The organism is Mycobacterium sp. NPDC050551 (assembly GCF_040674075.1).
In the GTDB taxonomy this organism is placed as follows: Bacteria; Actinomycetota; Actinomycetes; order Mycobacteriales; family Mycobacteriaceae; genus Mycobacterium.
Genome location: NZ_JBFARC010000001.1, coordinates 15,821 through 31,654 on the forward strand (window position 1 = coordinate 15,821; position 15,834 = coordinate 31,654).

The window sequence follows — 15,834 nt, forward strand, 5'->3', positions numbered from 1 at the left end:
CTACTGACCGCCGCGGCTAACGCTCGCGAAACCCCGTGATCGGCTCGCCCGCGTCGGACCAGTCGGCGACGACGGTGCTGACCGTGCCCGGGGTGGTCTCGCCCTGCAGCAGGTCGAGCAGCCGCTCGCACGCGTCCCGGGAGCCTTGGGCCACCACCTGCACCCTGCCGTCGGGCTTGTTGGCGGCATAGCCGGTGAGCCCGAGTTCCAGTGCCCGCGACCGCGTCCACCACCGGAAGCCGACGCCCTGCACGCGGCCGTGCACCCAGGCGGTCAGCCGGACGTCACCGTCCTGCGGCATCGCCCGTCCCGCCGTCGACCTCGAAGGTCACCGTGGTGCCTGATTTGAGCGTCCGGCCTACCGTGCAGACCTGATCGATCGCCCGCTCCACGACGGTGAGCAGCCGCGCGCGGTCCTGTTCGGACAGCCCGGATAGATCCACCTCGAGCTTCTCCTCGAGCAGCGGGTAACGCTCCTGCTCGCGGTCGGCCACCCCGGACACCCGGATGGTCGCGGCGTAGTCGTCGCCGAGACGCCGGCGCAGCGGCTGGTCACTCGACATGCCGCTGCAGGCGGCGAGGGCGATCTTCATCAGCTCGCCCGGGGTGAACACGCCGTCCACGTCCTCGCTGCCGATCAGCACCTCGGCGCCGCGCGAGCTCCGCCCGGTGTAGCGACGCACACCCGTACGCTGCACCCACAGTTCCGTCATGGTCTCTTTCTACAACCTGGTGGCCGCGGCAATTCCCCGCCCCGGCCGGGTGTCGTCGCCGAATCGAGTGCCCGCCCGCATGGCGCCCCGGTGTTACGGTCGTCGCGACTGCCTCAGGAGCAACAGATGACGAACGTTCCACCCACGCCGCCCGATCCGTACCAGGGACAGTGGTCCCCGCACGGACCCTACGGGCCGCCGCAGCAGTACGGTCCGCCGCAGCAGGGACCGTACGGGCCACCGTCCGAGCAGTACGGCTCGCCCCAGCAATACGGTCAGCCTCCGCAATACGGTCAACCCCAGCAATTCGGCCAGCCCCAGCAGTACGGGCAGCCCCAGCAATACGGTCAGCCGCAGCAGTACGGGGCACCGCCCTACGGTTACGAGGGCGCGCAGTATCCGCCCGGCGGCTACCAGGGGTACCCGCCGCCCGGGTGGGGCCCCGTCCCGCAACCGCCCGGTTCCGGCGGACGCGGAAAATGGTTGCTGTTCGGTGGAATCGGCGTCGCGTTGGTCATCGCACTCGTCGTCGTCATCGCGCTGGTGGCCGGCCGCGGCGACGACGGCAGTGATTCGGCAGGCGGCGGTGGCACCTCGGCCGCGTCGGACGATGAGGCCGCGATCCGTCAGCTGTTCGACGACATCAATGCCAGCAGCGACTTCGACGCCGCACTGCAGAGTTACTTCTGCGCCGGCGACCGTGAGTTGTTCGAATCGTTCGGGGATCTCGGTGACCTCGGCGATCTGGGCGATCTCGACGTCCCGGGCGATCCCGGCTCGTCGACGGAGACCGCGGAGATCTCCGACATCGAGGTCGACGGTGACAAGGCGACAGCCCAGGTGGAGACCGGGACCCAGAAAGAGGAAGTGCACTTCAGCAAGGAAGGCGACGACTGGAAGGTCTGCATGACCGCGGCGCCCGGCTTCCCGAAGATCCCGAAGTAGGTCAGGGAACGCGCCGCACCCGGGGCCTGGCCTGACATCTCGGGCAGTAGAACGACGAGCGGTTCATGAACTTCTCGCGCCGCATCACCGCACCGCAGCGCCGGCACGGCTCCCCTTCGCGGCCGTAGGCGTCCAGCGACCGGTCGAAGTATCCCGATTCGCCGTTGACGTTGACGTACAGCGAGTCGAACGACGTGCCGCCCTGCCCGAGCGCGTCGGTCATCACCTCGGCGGCGGCGTCGAGGAGTTCGGCCAGTTGCCGACGGGTCAGCGCCGACGCCAGCCGGGTGCCGTTGACCTTCGCCCGCCACAGCGCCTCGTCGGCGTAGATGTTGCCGATGCCGGACACCACGGTCTGGTCGAGCAGCTGACGCTTGATCTCGGAGTGCTTGCGCCGCAACACCGTCACCACCCCGTCGCGGTCGAACCGCGGATCGAGCGGATCGCGGGCCAGGTGCGCCACCGGCATGGGGACGTCGGTGCCGTCGACGGTCACCATGTCGGCCAGCTGCCAGCCGCCGAAGGTGCGCTGGTCGACGAAGCTGAGCGCGGTGCCGTCGTCGAGCAGCGCGGCGATGCGCAGGTGGTTCTCGTTGGGGATGGGGCCGAGCAGCATCTGGCCACTCATGCCGAGGTGGACGACGAGCGCTGTGTCACCGTCGTCGAGGGTGAGCCACAGGTACTTTCCCCGCCTGCCGGTCCCGGTGACGTGTGCGTCGAGGAGTCGTCCGGTCAGGTCGGCGGGGCCTGCGCCGTGCCGCCGGACCGCCCGCGGGTGATGGACCCGCACCGCGGTGATGGTCCGGCCCGTGACATGGGCGTCCAGGCCTCGCCGGACGACCTCCACCTCGGGTAGTTCAGGCATCGACACCCGTGGCCGACAACGCATTCCACGCCGCGGCGGCGGCCTTGAGCTCGGCTTCCTTCTTGGTGCGGCCCACTCCCCTGCCGTACTCGATGTCCGCGACGACGACGGTGGCGGTGAATTCCTTGTCGTGGTCCGGGCCCGTCGAGGTGACGACGTAGGACGGCGCGCCCATGCTGCGGGCCACGGTGAGCTCCTGCAGGCTGCTCTTCCAATCCAGCCCCGCGCCCAGGGTCGGCGCGGTGGTGATCAACCCGGCGAACAACCGCAGGATCACCTCCCGCGCGGTCACCAGCCCGTGCTCGACATAGATTGCGCCGAGCAGTGATTCGACGCCGTCGGCGAGGATGCTCGACTTGTCGGCGCCGCCGGAGTGCTCCTCACCCTTGCCGAGCAACAGGTAGGCGCCCAACCCGTCGGCGCTGAGATTGCGGCCGACGTCGGCGAGCGCGTGGGTGTTTACGATGCTGGCGCGCAGCTTGGCCAGGTCACCTTCGGACCGGTCGGGATGGCGGTGGTAGAGCTCCTCGGTGATGGTCAGGCCGAGCACGGCGTCACCGAGGAACTCCAGGCGCTCGTTGGTCGGCAGGCCGCCGTTCTCATAGGAGTAGCTGCGGTGGGTCAGGGCGATGGTCAGCAGTTCGGGGGCCAGGTCCACCCCCAGCGCCTCCAGCAGCGGCGCGCGGTCGGTCACGAATCGTCCCCCGGTTCCCGGGGCGCCTCGTCGGGCAGCAGCGCCGCGAGTTTCGCCCAGCGCGGGTCGAGCTGTTCGTGGTGGTGGTCCGGCTCGGCATCGGCCAACCGGACGCCGCATTCGGCGCACAGCCCTTCGCAGTCCGGCCCGCACAGTGGAGCGAACGGCAGTGCGAGACCGACGGCGTCGATGATCGGCTGCTCGAGGTCGACGGTGTCGGCCTGACCGCTCGAGCCCACCCGGCCGATCTCGTCGGCCTCGGTGGTCTCGTCGGTGGCGCTGTCGGGGTAGGCGAACAACTCGGTCAGGTCGATGTCGACGTGGCCGGTGATCGGGGTCAGGCAGCGCCCGCACTCGCCGGCCGTCGGCGCGGAGACGGTGCCGGTGACCAGCACGCCCTCCGACACCGACTCGACCCGCAGGTCGAGCTCGAGCGGGGCGTCCTTCTCGACCGCGACGAGGTCCAGGCCCATCCGCAGCGGACTGGGGATCGTCTCGCGGATGGTGAGCATGGAGCCCGGTCGCCGGCCCAGCGTGGACAGGTCGAGCACGAGCGGCGAAGGTGTTGCACGGTGTCGCGCTCTCCGCTGCGTAGCCATGTGTGCGATGTTACGGCGCTGCTCAACGCGGCAGACGCGGGATCACGGCTGCCGCAGAGGTGTGCCCCCGGTTACCTGGTGACGTAGTCGTGCGTCCCGGCCGCGGTGCGCAGCTGGTGACGGCCGCGACCGACCGAGCGCAGCGTGCCGTTGAGGAACTCCTCGAACTCGGCGAGCTTGCTGTCGACGTAGATGTCGCATTCTCCACGGAGCCGGTCGGCCTCGGCGTGCGCGGTGTCGACCAGGCGGCTGGCCTCGGCGTTCGCGGTGGCGACGATCTCGGTCTGCGAGACCAGCCGCTGCTGCTCCTTGATGCCTTCCTGGACCGCCTTCTCGTAGGAGATGTTGCCGTTCTCGATCAGGCGGTCGGCCTCGGCCTTGGCCCGGCCGGTGGCGGCGTCGTATTCGCGCTTGGCGGTGGCACTGACCCGCGCCGCCTCCTCGCGCGCCTCGCCGACCATCCGCTCGCTGTGCTGGCGTGCCTCGGCGACCATCCGGTCGGCCTGGGACTTGGCGTCGGCCAGCAGGCGGTCGGCCTCGCCACGCGCGTGGTTGAGCATCGAATCCGCTTCGGCGCGCGACGACGCGACCATGCCCTCCGAGTGCTCCTTGGCGTCGCGCAACAGCGCGTCGCGGGCGTCGAGCACATCCTGGGCGTCGTCGAGCTCGCCGGGGATGGCGTCCTTGATGTCGTCGATGAGCTCCAGGACGTCGCCGCGGGGCACCACACACCCCGCGGTCATCGGCACGCCGCGCGCTTCTTCCACGATCGCGCCCAGTTCGTCGAGCGCCTCAAAAACTCGGTACACGGCAACACCCTCCAGGCGAAGTAATTTGTTACCAGTGTGCCTGGTGTTACCGCTGTGACTCTGCAGCCCGGTCGGTGTGTCGCACCCGGCACATATTCAGCATGCACCAGCGCGCGGCCCGCCGAAACCGCAGGCCGCGCGCGGCGCGTGCGGCTCAGCGCATCGCCGCGGCGATCGCGTCGCGTGCCCGGTCGAGCATCGAGGCGAACGGGCCGACCGCGAAGTTCAGCTTCGCCGACTCGACGCCCGGATGCGGCCGGGTGGGCGCGATCGCCTGTGCGGCCTGCACGGCGGCGACCATCCGCTTCAGGTCGTCGGCGTCGAGTTCGCGCTGCAGCTTGTTGAACTCCTCGGTCTCCTCGCGTTCCGCGTGGTCGATCACGGCGGCACGGAACAACACCAATTCGTCCAGGAACTCCTTCGAACCGAGGTCCATCGCCTCGAGGGCGGAGAGGTGCTCCTTGGCGACGTGTTCCTCGCGCAGGCGGGCGTCGACGATGCGGTCACCCTCGTCCACCTCGCGGCGGACCCGGGGGTGCACCACCATCTCCTCCGCGGTCTCGTGCGCCGCGAGGAGTTGGCGCAGACTGGTGAACGCCTTCTCCCTGGCCTTGGTCTCCGACGCGTAGAGCACGTCGTCGAACATGTCCTTGATGAGGTTGTGCTGGTCCTTGAGGAACGCGACGACGTCGTCGGTCGATTGCACGAATGTCTGAGTCACGACAGTGACCTCCGTAATGCAGGGCTGAATTGTGGCGGCGCAGGGCTGTGCGCCACACCCTGCCTACCCCACATCGCGCCAGGTCAACCGTTCGCCCGGCGCCTCCTGCGCCGTCGATCCGCGTACGCGCGAGCGTGGCAGGATGGCGACATGACAACGCCAGGTCAGCCGGTGGGGCGCCTGGGCGCCACCTCGATCGACTGCCCCGACCCGGCCGCCCTCGCCGACTTCTACAGTGCGCTGCTCGGCATGCGCCGCCTCGTCGAAGCCCCCGACGGTGGCGTCGTCGCGATCACCGACGGCGCCGGGACACTGGCCTTCATGCGGGTCACCGACTACGTCGCGCCGACCTGGCCGCAGCCCGGGCAGCTGCAGCAGATGCATCTCGACGTCTCCGTCGACGACATCGACGACGCCGTCGCCCGTGCGCTCGCCCTCGGCGCCCGTGAGGCGGCCCACCAGCAGGCGCCGTCCCGGTGGCGGGTCATGCTCGACCCCGCCGGCCACCCGTTCTGCCTCACCACGGTGACGCCGGACTGAGCTGCGGGCGAATCAGCCTGCAGCGCCGCGCCTTTCGGCCAACCGGCGGTTGACCGCCTCGGGCAGCAGCTCGGTGACATCACCGCCGAGCATCGCCACCTCCTTGGCCAGCGACGACGACACGAACGAATAGCGCGGTGTGGTCGCGACGAAGAAGGTGTCCACCCCGGCGACGTGCTTGTTCATCTGGGCCATCTGCAGCTCGTACTCGAAGTCCGTGCCGGTGCGCAGACCCTTGACGATCGCGGTCAGTCCCCTGGCCTTGACGAAGTCGACGACCAGCCCGGACCCGGACTCCACCCGCAGGTTCGGCAGATGCGTCGTGGACTCCTCGATCATCGCGATCCGTTCGTCGGGACTGAACAGCCCCTTCTTGTTCGGATTGCCGAGCACGGCGACGACGACCTCGTCGAACTGCGCGGCCGCTCGCTCGAAGACGTCGATGTGACCAAGCGTGACCGGGTCGAACGATCCGGGGCAGACGGCGCCACTCATGGGTGACGACGCTAGCAGGATCCGCTCAGCTGGATTCGGCGATGTCCAGCCGGGTGTCGCCGTATCGCCGCTGCGGCCACGGGACCCAGTGCTCCGGCCACCGTGTCGGCGCGGCCGACGCGCGGCGCTCGATCACGACGACCGTCCCGGTACGTACCCAGCCGCCGGAGTCCAGCAGCGCGATCATCTCGTCGATCTCCGCCTCGGCGATGTCGTACGGCGGGTCGGCCAGCACCAGGTCCACCGGCGACGCGGCGCCGCCGAGCGCGGCGGCCACACCGGTCTTGCGCACCAGCGCATTCCGCACGCCGAGGTCGGCGATGTTGCGTTCGATGACACCGGCCGCCCGCCGATCCGCCTCGACGAACGTCACCGTCGACGCGCCGCGCGAGACCGCTTCCAGCCCAAGGGCTCCGGACCCGGCATACAGGTCGAGCACCGAGAGTCCGGCGAGCTCGAGCCGGGCCGTGAGCACGTTGAACAACGACTCCCGGACCCTGTCGGTGGTGGGCCGGGTGCCGGTGCGTGGCACGGTGATCCGGCGCCCGCCGAACACCCCTGCGATGAGGCGGGTCAGCTGACCACGACCAGGAGGTCGCCGCCTTCGACCTGTGCGGTGTCGGCGACCGCGATGCGCGCCACCTTGCCGTCCTTGGGTGCGGTGATGGCGGCCTCCATCTTCATCGCCTCGATGGTGGCGATGGTCTGGCCGGCGCTGACCTCGTCGCCGACGTCGACGGTGACGTTCACCACGCCGGCGAACGGGGCGGCGACATGGTCGGGGTCGGCGCGGTCGGCCTTCTCCGCGGTGGGCACCTCGCTGGCGATGCTGTTGTCGCGCACCAGAACCGGGCGCAGCTGGCCGTTGAGGATGCACATCACGGTCCGCATGCCGCGCTCGTCGGCGTCGGAGACGGCCTCGAGGCCGATGAGGAGTTCGACGCCCCGTTCGAGGTACACCCGGTGTTCCTCACCCTGGCGCAGGCCGTAGAAGAACTGATTGGCACTCAGGCGGGAGGTGTCGCCGTAGACCTCGCGATGGGCCTCGAATTCCTTGGTGGGACCGGGGAACAGCAGCCGGTTGAGTGCGGCCTGGCGTTTCGGGCCGGGCTGGGCCAGCACCGCCTCGTCCTCCGGACTCAGTTCGGTGACGGGTTTGGCGGGCGCGCGCCCGGCCAGCGCCGTGGTGCGCAGCGGCTCTGGCCAGCCGCCGGGCGGATCGCCCAATTCGCCGCGCAGGAAACCGATCACGCTGTCGGGGATGTCGAAGCGGGCCGGGTCGGCGGCGAACTCGTCGGCGTCGGCGCCCGCGCCGACCAGTGACAGCGCCAGATCGCCGACCACCTTGGACGACGGTGTGACCTTGACCAGGCGGCCCAGGATGCGATCGGCGCCCGCGTAGGCGTTCTCGATGTCCTCGAACCGGTCGCCGAGCCCGAGCGCGATCGCCTGCTGACGCAGATTGGACAGCTGGCCACCGGGGATCTCGTGGTGGTACACCCGGCCGGTCGGCGCGGGCAGGCCCGACTCGAACGGCGCGTACACCTTGCGCAGCGCCTCCCAGTACGGCTCAAGTTCGCACACCGCTGCCAGGTCGAGGCCGGTGTCGCGGTCGGTGTGGGCGGCGGCGGCCACGATCGACGAGAGGGCGGGCTGGCTGGTGGTGCCGGCCAGCGGCGCGGCGGCCCCGTCGACCGCCGACGCACCGGCGGCCCAGGCCGCGGTGTAGGTCGCGAGCTGGCCACCGGGGGTGTCGTGGGTGTGCACGTGCACCGGCAGGTCGAACCGCGACCGCAGCGCGCCGACGAGCAGGGTGGCCGCGTGTGGACGCAGCAGGCCGGCCATGTCCTTGATGGCCAGCACGTGCGCACCCGCCTCGACGATCTGCTCGGCCAGCCGCAGGTAGTAGTCCAGCGTGTAGAGATCCTCGCGGGGATCGGCACAGTCGCCGGTGTAGGACATCGCGACCTCGGCGACCGCGCTGCCGCTGGCGCGCACGGCGTCGATGGCCGGGCGCATCGAGTCGACGTTGTTGAGCGCGTCGAAGATGCGGTAGATGTCGATGCCCGTCGCGGTGGCCTCTTCGACGAACGCCGTCGTCACCGACTCCGGATAGGGCGTGTAGCCCACGGTGTTGCGGCCGCGCAGCAGCATCTGCAGACAGATGTTGGGCACCGCCTCACGCAGCGCCGCCAGCCGCTCCCACGGGTCCTCCTTGAGGAACCGCAGCGCCACGTCGTAGGTTGCGCCGCCCCAGCATTCGATGGAGAGCAGCTGCGGCGTCATCCGCGCCACGTAGGGCGCGACCATCAGCAGTCCGGTGCTGCGCACGCGGGTGGCCAGCAGCGACTGGTGAGCGTCGCGGAAGGTGGTGTCGGTGACGCCGACCGCCGGCTCGTCGCGCAGCCACGCCGCGAAACCCTCCGGGCCCAACTCCATGAGGCGCTGCTTGCTGCCCGCCGGTGCCGGCGCCTCGAGGTCGAGGGCCGGCAGCTTGTCCTGCGGGTAGACCGCCGACAGCCGTGGGCCGTGCGGCTGGTTGACCGTCACGTCGGCCAGGTAGTTGAGGATCTTGGTGCCGCGATCGGCCGGGGTGCGCGCGGTCAGCAGATAGGGCCGTTCGTCGATGAACGACGTGGTGACCCTGCCCGCGCGGAAGTCGGCGTCGTTGACCACGGCCTGCAAGAACGGGATGTTGGTCGAGACGCCGCGAATCCTGAACTCCGCCAAGGCGCGTCGCGCGCGGGCGACCGCGGTGGAGAAGTCCCGGCCGCGGCAGGTCAGCTTGACCAGCATCGAGTCGAAGTGCGCGCTGATCTCGGCGCCCAGCACGGTGCCGCCGTCGAGGCGGATCCCCGCCCCGCCCGGCGACCGGTAGCCGGTGATGCGGCCGGTGTCGGGCCGGAAGCCGTTGGCGGGATCCTCGGTGGTGATCCGGCATTGCAGGGCGAATCCGCGCGTCCTCAGTTCATCCTGACTCAGCCCAAGATCGGCCAGTGATTCCCCGTCGGCGATGCGCAACTGGGAGGCGACCAGGTCGACATCGGTGATCTCCTCGGTCACCGTGTGTTCCACCTGGATCCGCGGATTCATCTCGATGAAGACGTGGTTGCCGCGTTCGTCGAGCAGGAACTCCACAGTGCCCGCGTAGGCGTATCCGATCTCGCGGGCGAACGCCACCGCGTCGGCGCAGACCTTCTCCCGCAGCTCCGCGGGCAAATTCGGGGCGGGGGCGAGCTCGATCACCTTCTGGTGGCGGCGCTGCACGCTGCAGTCTCGCTCGAACAGGTGCATCACTTCGCCCTGGCGGTCGGCCAGGATCTGCACCTCGATGTGGCGCGGATTGAGCACCGCCTGCTCCAGGTACACCGATGCGTCCCCGAACGCCGACTCCGCCTCCCGGCTGGCCGCCTCGATCGCCTCCTGCAATCCGTCGGGATCGCTGACCCGCCGCATCCCGCGGCCGCCGCCGCCGGAGACGGCCTTGACGAACAGTGGGAACTCCATCGACTCCGCGGCGGTCAGCAGTTCCTCGACCGACTCCGAGGGCGCCGACGACGCAAGCACCGGCAGACCGGCCGCCCGGGCCGCCTCGATGGCCCGTGACTTGTTGCCGGTCAGTTCGAGGATGTCGGCGCCGGGCCCGACGAAGGTGATGCCCGCCTCGGCGCACGCCGCGGCCAGTTCGGGGTTCTCCGAGAGGAAGCCGTAACCGGGATACACCGCGTCGGCGCCGGCGTGCCGGGCCACCCGGATGATCTCGTCGACCGACAGGTAGGCACGCACCGGATGGCCGACCTCGCCGATCTGATACGACTCGTCGGCCTTCAGCCGGTGCAGCGAATTGCGGTCCTCGTACGGGTACACCGCCACCGTCGCGATGCCCATCTCATAGGCCGCGCGAAAAGCCCGGATCGCAATTTCCCCACGGTTGGCGACCAGCACCTTCGAGATCACGCGCTACTTTAACGCGCCGCCGGCGGCGAAGGGCCGGGGTGGTCAGAGAAGGGTGGACCAGTAGTCCCAGAACCGCTCGAGGATGAGCAGGACCAACCCGGTGAACCAGAGCGCGACCAGCGACCACCGCCACTGGTGCAGGACGCGCGCGACCACGTTTCCCTGTGCGGGCTGCAGGGCGATCGACGCCACCACGACCAGCAGCGGGATCGTCATCGCCCACACCACCATGCAGTAAGGGCACAGCGCGCCGATGCGGTACAGGCTCTGGAAGATCAGCCAGTGCACGAACACCGTGCCCAGCAGCGTCCCGGCCGCCAGGCCCATCCAGTACCAGCGCGGCAGCGACACCTTCGCCACGGCGAGCACCCCGGTCACCAGCACCACGGTGAACGCGATGATGCCCATCAAGGAGTTGGGGAAGCCGAACGCCGACGCCTGCGGCGTGGTCATCACCGAACCGCACGACAGCACCGGGTTCAGGCTGCACGACGGCACGTAGCTGGGGTCGATGAGGAGCTCGATCTTCTCGACCGTCAGGGTGACCGCCGCCGCGAGGCCGACGACACCGGCGATCAGCACCCACACCGCGCTCGGCGACCGGACGCGACTCCCGGGCCGCGTGTCCGCGGCCGGTTCGGTCGGTTCGACGGCGTTCGGCGCGGCGACGGTCATGACGCCGGTGGGGGAACGGGTCCGGGGGCGGGGCCGTCCAGGGCCGGGATGTCGCCGACGATCTCCTTGACCTTGTTGACCAGGTCGTCCGGCGTGGTCTGGTTGGTCAGCTTGAAGTCCTCGCCGTTGATGCGGATGGTCGGCGTGCCGTTGACGTCCGTCGCATCCGCCATGCCCTTGACCATCTCGACATAGCGACCCTTGGTGATGCAGTCGGTCACGCCACCGGTGACACCGGCCTGCCGGGCGTACTCGATCAACTTCTGGTCATCGGGGTAGACGCCGCTGTTCTCCTGGGGCTGGATTCCCGGGGTGAACAGGGCCGCATGGAAACGCTGGAACGCGTCCTTGTTCTCGTCGGCCACGCAGTAGGCGGCGCTGCCTGCACGCGACGAGTAGCCGTCACCGGCGCGGTCGAGGATCGCCACGGTGTAGTAGTCGGCGGCCACCGCACCGCTGTCGATGAGCTTGCCCACCGTCGGCCCGAACTCCTGCTCGAATGCGCCACAGGCCGGGCACATGAAGTCCTCGTAGAGCGACAGCACGACCTTGGGCTCGGTGGTGCCCTCCTTGACGATCAGGCTGTCCGACGCCAAGCGGACGGGCTGCGCCTCGCCGGAGCCGGGACGGTCCTCGGCGGACGACACGATGTAGAGCACGAGCGCGACGGCGAACACCACGACGATGGCGGTCAGGCCGATCTGGATGAACAGGTTGCGCTTGCGATCGGCCGCCTTCAGGTCGTAGCGGGGCGTCTTCTTGGGTTTGGTGGCCACGGGGCCAGCGTACCGGCGGGTGGTCGGCGGGCCCCAGCGTGCACCGCGCGCTAGGGGTGGTGCAGATGCGCCCGCAGTGCGGAGATCATGTCCGCGACGGCCCGCTCGCTGCCCCCGCCGAGCGGGAAGAAGTTGACGAACCCGTGCACCAGGGTGTTCTCCTCGCGCAGCTCGACCGCGTTGCCCGCGGCGCGCAGCGCCTCGGCGTAGCGGGTGCCCTCGTCGCGCAGCGGGTCGAACCCGCCGGTCAGCACCAGCGCCGGGGGCAGCTCCCGCAGGTCGTCGGCCAGCAGGGGTGACACCACCGGATCGTCGGCCGCGACCGAAGAGCCGTCGACGTAGTTCGCGCGGAACCAGTCCATGTCGCGGGCGGTGAGGAAGTAGCCGTCGGCGAACAGCGTCTTGGACCTGGTCTCGCTGCTCAGATCGGTCACCGGATAGATGAGCAGCTGCAGCGCGGGCGCGCGGACGCCGTCGCGGCGTGCGTGCTGGCAGACCACTGCGGCGAGATTGCCCCCGGCGCTGTCGCCGCCGACCGCGACGCGCTGCGGGTCGGCGCCCAGCTCGGCGGCGCGGTCGGCGGCCCAGCGGTAGGCCGCGTCGGCGTCGTCAGCGGCGGCGGGCGCCTTGTGCTCGGGCGCGAGCCGGTAGTCGACCGACAGCACGTGCATGCGGCCGTCGCGGCTGATGCGGCGGCAGAGGTCGTCGTGGGTGTCGAGGTCGCCGATGGTGAATCCGCCACCGTGGTAGAAGACCAGCAGCGGCGCCGGACCTGACACAGCGTGCACCGGCCGGTAGTGGCGGGCGGGGATCGCCCCCGCGGGGCCGGGGATGTCGATGTCGCTGATGTCGGCCGCGATGCCGCACGGGAACATCGCCGCCACCGTCCGCAGCTGGGTGCGGGCGATGGCCACGTCCTCGCTGGCGACCAGCCCGCCGATCCCGGCGACCCGCTCTCCGGTCAGCATCAGCTGCAGGGTGGTGTCCAGCGTGTTGCCGTCCACCGTGACCGATCGGCCGCCGAGCAGCACCCGCTTGGCGACGTCGGGCAGCCGAGGGATGACGCGGAACGATGCAGCCGTGACGGCGTTGACCACGGCGTCACGCACCGTGCTGCGTCCCCGCGGCGCCGGCCCCGGCTCGGACTGCTCGGGCCCGACCCGCGGCGCGTGCAGTGCATCACTTGTTGTCATGGGGTTTCCTCACTCACTGTCCGCGTCGTGTACCCGCTGTGCCGGACACCCACCCCTGACCGGGTGTTGATTAGGCCGCGTTCCGAACTCGTAATATCGTCATCCGCAAGTCGGTGAACCGATCTCCGGACCTTCAAACCACAGGGTAGGTGACATGACAACGGCGCCAGCGGTTCCCACCGTCACGCTCAACGACGGGCACTCGATCCCGGTCCTCGGACTGGGTGTCGGGGAGCTCTCCGATGCCGAGACCGAGCGCGCGGTGTCGGCCGCGCTGGAGGCCGGGTACCGGATGATCGACACGGCGGCGGCCTACGGCAACGAGGCGGCGGTGGGTCGTGCGGTGACGACGTCGGGCATCCCGCGCGAGGAGGTGTACGTCACCACCAAGCTGGCCACCACCGACCTGGGCTTCAAGTCGTCGCAGGACGCGGGCCGCGCGAGCCTGGAGCGCCTCGGGCTGGACTACGTCGACCTCTACCTGATCCACTGGCCCGGCAGCGACCACGGCAAGTACGTTGACAGCTGGGGCGGGCTGATGAAGCTCAAAGAGGACGGTGTGACTCGGTCGATCGGTGTGTCCAACTTCCACGCCGAACACCTGTCCAACGTCATCGACCTGTCGTTCTTCACGCCCGCGATCAACCAGATCGAGCTGCATCCGCTGCTCAATCAGGCCGACCTTCGCGCCGTCAACGCCGGCTACGAGATCGTCACCGAGGCCTACGGCCCGCTCGGCGTGGGCAGGCTGTTGGAGAACCCGGCGGTCACCGCGGTGGCGCAGGCGCACGGGAAGTCGGCCGCACAGGTGCTGATCCGGTGGAGCATTCAGCTGGGCAACATCGTCATCCCGCGGTCCTCGAACCCCGAGCGCATCGCCGCGAATCTCGACGTCTTCGACTTCGAGCTCACCGACGAGGAGATGGCGACGCTCGACGGGCTCGACGAGGGCACCCGCTTCCGTCCCGACCCGGACACCTACGCCGGCACCTAGCGCAGCCGGGAACGGCGGTGCCGGTGGTCACCGGCACCGCCGCGGCGCGCTACTGCTCGGCCTTCTGGCGGGCCTCCTGCACCTTGGCCTCGGCACGGGCCTTGTCGGCCTCGGCCTCCTTGGCGGCCACGTCACGCTGAGCCTCGGCCTTGTCCTGCTGCGCCTTGCCCTCACGGACGAGGTCGTCACGACCGGTCACGGTGCCGATCGCCTCCTTGGCCTTGCCCTTGATTCCCTCGACGACGCCCTCGGCGCCCTTCTTCGCATCCGACATGGCATGGTTCCTTTCTCTCGGTGACTTACCTCAGTTGAGACGTACGCGGACCCGAGCATCGAACGTCGAATAACTGTGTCGCGCAGCACATATCACTGCAATGTCGCGCGGCGTCGGGCGGTCTCGACACGGATCAGCGTGCGCACCGCCACGGTGTCGCCGATCATCCGCCCGACGGTGCGCACCACCTGGTCGGCGGCGCCGGCTCCGGCCGCGAGACCGCGCCGGGCCGCCACGGTCGCGGTGAGCGTGATGGTGGGTACGCCGCTCTCGACTACCGCGCGCGCCTTCGCCCCCTCTACGCCGGGCATGTCACCGAGCACCGTCGCTGCGACCTCGGCCACCGACGCGACCTCGGCGGACAGCGCCGCGTCACCACCCCCTGCAAGCGCGATCCGGCGGGCCCTGGCGGGGCCGCGGTGGGCAGCGAGCCATCGCAGCCCGAGCGCAACGAGTACCGCGCCGGCGGCGGCGCATCCCCAATTCCACAGATCGCTCTGCGCTGCAATCGAAATAGATGATGTAGGCAGCTCGCCCGAGAAGTCTTGCGCCCGCGTCCACCGCACCGTCAGCACCGCGGCGGCCACGAGCGCGGCGCCCATGGCGCCCAGGACGATGCGGTCCACAAGATCGCTTCTCGTCATCGACTCTTCTCCTCGGTCTTCACCTTGATGCGCGGCTGCGCGGCCAGCGCAGAGAGTTCGGCGGACACCGTCTCGAGAACCTGCTCGCGGATCTGGTCGCAGGACCCGGCGACGGCGCATCGCACGGACACCGATCGCCGGCCGACCGAGCTCCTCGCGTCGATGACACCGGGAACCGACTCGGCCGCGGTCGACACCATCCGAACCAGGTCGGCATAGTCGACGAATACGGCGGTGCCGGCGGCGACCCGCAGGCCGCGCCGCCGGCGTGGCTTCACCGCGACCACGAGGCAGGCCACTCCCACGAGGGCGGCCAATACCGCTGCGGCAGTGACGAACCGGACCGGCTTCGGTTCGCCCAGCCAGGCGGCGGCTGCGGGCAGCCAGGGCGATCCGCCGAATTGGCCGAAGCCGACCGCCGCCTCGCGCAGCGCGAGCCCACCGGCTCCGGTCACGGCGAGGGCGATGACCACACCGGCGTAGCGCGCACCGGCGGCGCGCAGCGGTTCGGACGCGGGCCGGACGTCCGGCCCGGTGCCTGCGGAGGGATCGGTGGTTTCGGTGTCGGTGGCGCTCATCGCAGCCTCTCCTGGTCCTCGGACAGCCGCCCGGGTGCGATGACGGACGCGACGTGGACGTCGACACCGTCGACGACGAATCCGCTCAACGTGCCGAGGGCGTCTGCGACCCGGCGCGCCACCGCGTCGGCAGTGTGCGTCAGTGGACATCCCCATCCGGCAGCCACCTCGACGGTGGCGTGCACGTGCTCCCCCGACACCGCGACGTCGGCGCGAGGCAGCTCTGAGCCGCCGAGCATTCGAGGGCCGCGGCGCAGCCGGTGCACGCCGTCGACCCCGAGCGCGGCCGCGACGGCCACACGCTGGATTGCGCGTTCGCGCACCACCAGCCGACCCCGGGACCCGGGGTCGTCAACCACCGG

At 70.0% G+C, this 15,834-nt stretch carries 20 protein-coding genes; 3 read left to right on the forward strand and 17 right to left on the reverse strand.

Annotated features, from left to right (window positions below):
* Positions 1–16 precede the first annotated feature (16 nt).
* Positions 17–301, reverse strand: a complete 285-nt coding sequence (locus AB0K11_RS00055; RefSeq protein WP_364971332.1) for an acylphosphatase — start codon at positions 299–301, stop codon at positions 17–19.
* Positions 285–713 (reverse strand): OsmC family protein, encoded by a 429-nt coding sequence (locus AB0K11_RS00060; protein WP_364971333.1) that lies wholly within the window; start codon positions 711–713, stop codon positions 285–287. The genes AB0K11_RS00055 and AB0K11_RS00060 overlap by 17 nt, the downstream gene beginning before the upstream one ends.
* Before the next feature lie 126 nt (positions 714–839).
* On the opposite strand from AB0K11_RS00060, the gene AB0K11_RS00065 reads away from it, so the two are divergent.
* Positions 840–1,658 carry a hypothetical protein gene (locus tag AB0K11_RS00065; RefSeq protein ID WP_364971334.1) on the forward strand — a complete coding sequence of 273 codons (819 nt, stop codon included), beginning with the start codon at positions 840–842 and terminating at the stop codon, positions 1,656–1,658.
* Between the two features lies 1 nt (position 1,659).
* On the opposite strand, the gene mutM is transcribed toward AB0K11_RS00065, so the two are convergent.
* The 5 genes from mutM to AB0K11_RS00090 form a co-directional block, all read right to left on the reverse strand.
* Positions 1,660–2,523, reverse strand: coding sequence for a bifunctional DNA-formamidopyrimidine glycosylase/DNA-(apurinic or apyrimidinic site) lyase (mutM, locus tag AB0K11_RS00070; protein WP_364971335.1), 864 nt, complete (start codon positions 2,521–2,523; stop codon positions 1,660–1,662).
* The gene (gene rnc, locus AB0K11_RS00075) at positions 2,516–3,217 is read right to left on the reverse strand and encodes a ribonuclease III (RefSeq protein ID WP_364971336.1); all 702 of its coding nucleotides are present in this window, start codon (positions 3,215–3,217) and stop codon (positions 2,516–2,518) included. Before rnc ends, mutM begins: the two co-directional genes overlap by 8 nt.
* Positions 3,214–3,816 (reverse strand): DUF177 domain-containing protein, encoded by a 603-nt coding sequence (locus AB0K11_RS00080; protein ID WP_364971337.1) that lies wholly within the window; start codon positions 3,814–3,816, stop codon positions 3,214–3,216. Before AB0K11_RS00080 ends, rnc begins: the two co-directional genes overlap by 4 nt.
* A gap of 71 nt (positions 3,817–3,887) precedes the next feature.
* A complete protein-coding gene (gene sepIVA / locus AB0K11_RS00085; RefSeq protein ID WP_364971338.1) occupies positions 3,888–4,625 on the reverse strand; it encodes a cell division protein SepIVA in 738 nt (245 codons plus the stop codon).
* A gap of 154 nt (positions 4,626–4,779) precedes the next feature.
* Positions 4,780–5,346, reverse strand: a complete 567-nt coding sequence (locus AB0K11_RS00090) for a hemerythrin domain-containing protein (RefSeq protein ID WP_364971339.1) — start codon at positions 5,344–5,346, stop codon at positions 4,780–4,782.
* 150 nt (positions 5,347–5,496) lie between these two features.
* On the opposite strand from AB0K11_RS00090, the gene AB0K11_RS00095 reads away from it, so the two are divergent.
* The gene (locus AB0K11_RS00095; RefSeq protein ID WP_364971340.1) at positions 5,497–5,886 is read left to right on the forward strand and encodes a VOC family protein; all 390 of its coding nucleotides are present in this window, start codon (positions 5,497–5,499) and stop codon (positions 5,884–5,886) included.
* Positions 5,887–5,898: 12 nt separating this feature from the next.
* Here AB0K11_RS00095 and coaD read toward each other — a convergent pair whose 3' ends face one another.
* From coaD to AB0K11_RS00125, 6 genes are read right to left on the reverse strand one after another with little or no spacing between them, the layout of a single operon-like run.
* Entirely contained in the window at positions 5,899–6,381 is a 483-nt protein-coding gene (gene coaD, locus AB0K11_RS00100) for a pantetheine-phosphate adenylyltransferase (RefSeq protein WP_264011740.1), read from the reverse strand.
* A gap of 25 nt (positions 6,382–6,406) precedes the next feature.
* Positions 6,407–6,958: a 16S rRNA (guanine(966)-N(2))-methyltransferase RsmD gene (gene rsmD, locus AB0K11_RS00105; RefSeq protein ID WP_364973576.1), complete on the reverse strand. Its 552-nt coding sequence runs from the start codon at positions 6,956–6,958 to the stop codon at positions 6,407–6,409.
* Positions 6,955–10,338 carry a pyruvate carboxylase gene (locus AB0K11_RS00110; RefSeq protein ID WP_364971341.1) on the reverse strand — a complete coding sequence of 1,128 codons (3,384 nt, stop codon included), beginning with the start codon at positions 10,336–10,338 and terminating at the stop codon, positions 6,955–6,957. The genes rsmD and AB0K11_RS00110 overlap by 4 nt, the downstream gene beginning before the upstream one ends.
* Positions 10,339–10,380: 42 nt before the next feature.
* A complete protein-coding gene (locus AB0K11_RS00115; protein ID WP_364971342.1) occupies positions 10,381–11,013 on the reverse strand; it encodes a vitamin K epoxide reductase family protein in 633 nt (210 codons plus the stop codon).
* On the reverse strand, positions 11,010–11,789 hold the full coding sequence (locus tag AB0K11_RS00120; RefSeq protein WP_364971343.1) for a DsbA family protein: 780 nt from the start codon (positions 11,787–11,789) through the stop codon (positions 11,010–11,012). Before AB0K11_RS00120 ends, AB0K11_RS00115 begins: the two co-directional genes overlap by 4 nt.
* Positions 11,790–11,839: 50 nt before the next feature.
* Positions 11,840–12,982, reverse strand: a complete 1,143-nt coding sequence (locus AB0K11_RS00125; RefSeq protein ID WP_364971344.1) for an alpha/beta hydrolase — start codon at positions 12,980–12,982, stop codon at positions 11,840–11,842.
* Positions 12,983–13,136: 154 nt separating this feature from the next.
* Here AB0K11_RS00125 and AB0K11_RS00130 point away from each other — a divergent pair, with 154 nt between their 5' ends.
* Entirely contained in the window at positions 13,137–13,976 is an 840-nt protein-coding gene (locus tag AB0K11_RS00130) for an aldo/keto reductase (RefSeq protein ID WP_364971345.1), read from the forward strand.
* Between the two features lie 49 nt (positions 13,977–14,025).
* On the opposite strand, the gene AB0K11_RS00135 is transcribed toward AB0K11_RS00130, so the two are convergent.
* From AB0K11_RS00135 to AB0K11_RS00150, 4 genes are all read right to left on the reverse strand, one after another.
* A complete protein-coding gene (locus tag AB0K11_RS00135; protein WP_364971346.1) occupies positions 14,026–14,250 on the reverse strand; it encodes a CsbD family protein in 225 nt (74 codons plus the stop codon).
* 92 nt (positions 14,251–14,342) lie between these two features.
* Positions 14,343–14,894: a hypothetical protein gene (locus AB0K11_RS00140; protein WP_364971347.1), complete on the reverse strand. Its 552-nt coding sequence runs from the start codon at positions 14,892–14,894 to the stop codon at positions 14,343–14,345.
* Positions 14,891–15,472 (reverse strand): DUF6286 domain-containing protein, encoded by a 582-nt coding sequence (locus AB0K11_RS00145; RefSeq protein WP_364971348.1) that lies wholly within the window; start codon positions 15,470–15,472, stop codon positions 14,891–14,893. The genes AB0K11_RS00140 and AB0K11_RS00145 overlap by 4 nt, the downstream gene beginning before the upstream one ends.
* Positions 15,469–15,831 carry an Asp23/Gls24 family envelope stress response protein gene (locus AB0K11_RS00150; protein ID WP_364971349.1) on the reverse strand — a complete coding sequence of 121 codons (363 nt, stop codon included), beginning with the start codon at positions 15,829–15,831 and terminating at the stop codon, positions 15,469–15,471. Before AB0K11_RS00150 ends, AB0K11_RS00145 begins: the two co-directional genes overlap by 4 nt.
* Between the last annotated feature and the right edge of the window lie 3 nt (positions 15,832–15,834).

Bases quoted from the DNA above. Each gene is read 5' to 3' on its own strand.
- mutM (WP_364971335.1), bottom strand. From the start codon at position 2,523: ATGCCTGAACTACCCGAGGTGGAGGTCGTCCGGCGAGGCCTGGACGCC.
- AB0K11_RS00055 (WP_364971332.1), bottom strand. From the start codon at position 301: ATGCCGCAGGACGGTGACGTCCGGCTGACCGCCTGGGTGCACGGCCGC.
- AB0K11_RS00130 (WP_364971345.1), top strand. From the start codon at position 13,137: ATGACAACGGCGCCAGCGGTTCCCACCGTCACGCTCAACGACGGGCAC.
- coaD (WP_264011740.1), bottom strand. From the start codon at position 6,381: ATGAGTGGCGCCGTCTGCCCCGGATCGTTCGACCCGGTCACGCTTGGT.
- AB0K11_RS00125 (WP_364971344.1), bottom strand. From the start codon at position 12,982: ATGACAACAAGTGATGCACTGCACGCGCCGCGGGTCGGGCCCGAGCAG.
- AB0K11_RS00115 (WP_364971342.1), bottom strand. From the start codon at position 11,013: ATGACCGTCGCCGCGCCGAACGCCGTCGAACCGACCGAACCGGCCGCG.
- AB0K11_RS00065 (WP_364971334.1), top strand. From the start codon at position 840: ATGACGAACGTTCCACCCACGCCGCCCGATCCGTACCAGGGACAGTGG.
- AB0K11_RS00135 (WP_364971346.1), bottom strand. From the start codon at position 14,250: ATGTCGGATGCGAAGAAGGGCGCCGAGGGCGTCGTCGAGGGAATCAAG.
- AB0K11_RS00145 (WP_364971348.1), bottom strand. From the start codon at position 15,472: ATGAGCGCCACCGACACCGAAACCACCGATCCCTCCGCAGGCACCGGG.
- AB0K11_RS00140 (WP_364971347.1), bottom strand. From the start codon at position 14,894: ATGACGAGAAGCGATCTTGTGGACCGCATCGTCCTGGGCGCCATGGGC.
- AB0K11_RS00095 (WP_364971340.1), top strand. From the start codon at position 5,497: ATGACAACGCCAGGTCAGCCGGTGGGGCGCCTGGGCGCCACCTCGATC.
- AB0K11_RS00060 (WP_364971333.1), bottom strand. From the start codon at position 713: ATGACGGAACTGTGGGTGCAGCGTACGGGTGTGCGTCGCTACACCGGG.
- AB0K11_RS00080 (WP_364971337.1), bottom strand. From the start codon at position 3,816: ATGGCTACGCAGCGGAGAGCGCGACACCGTGCAACACCTTCGCCGCTC.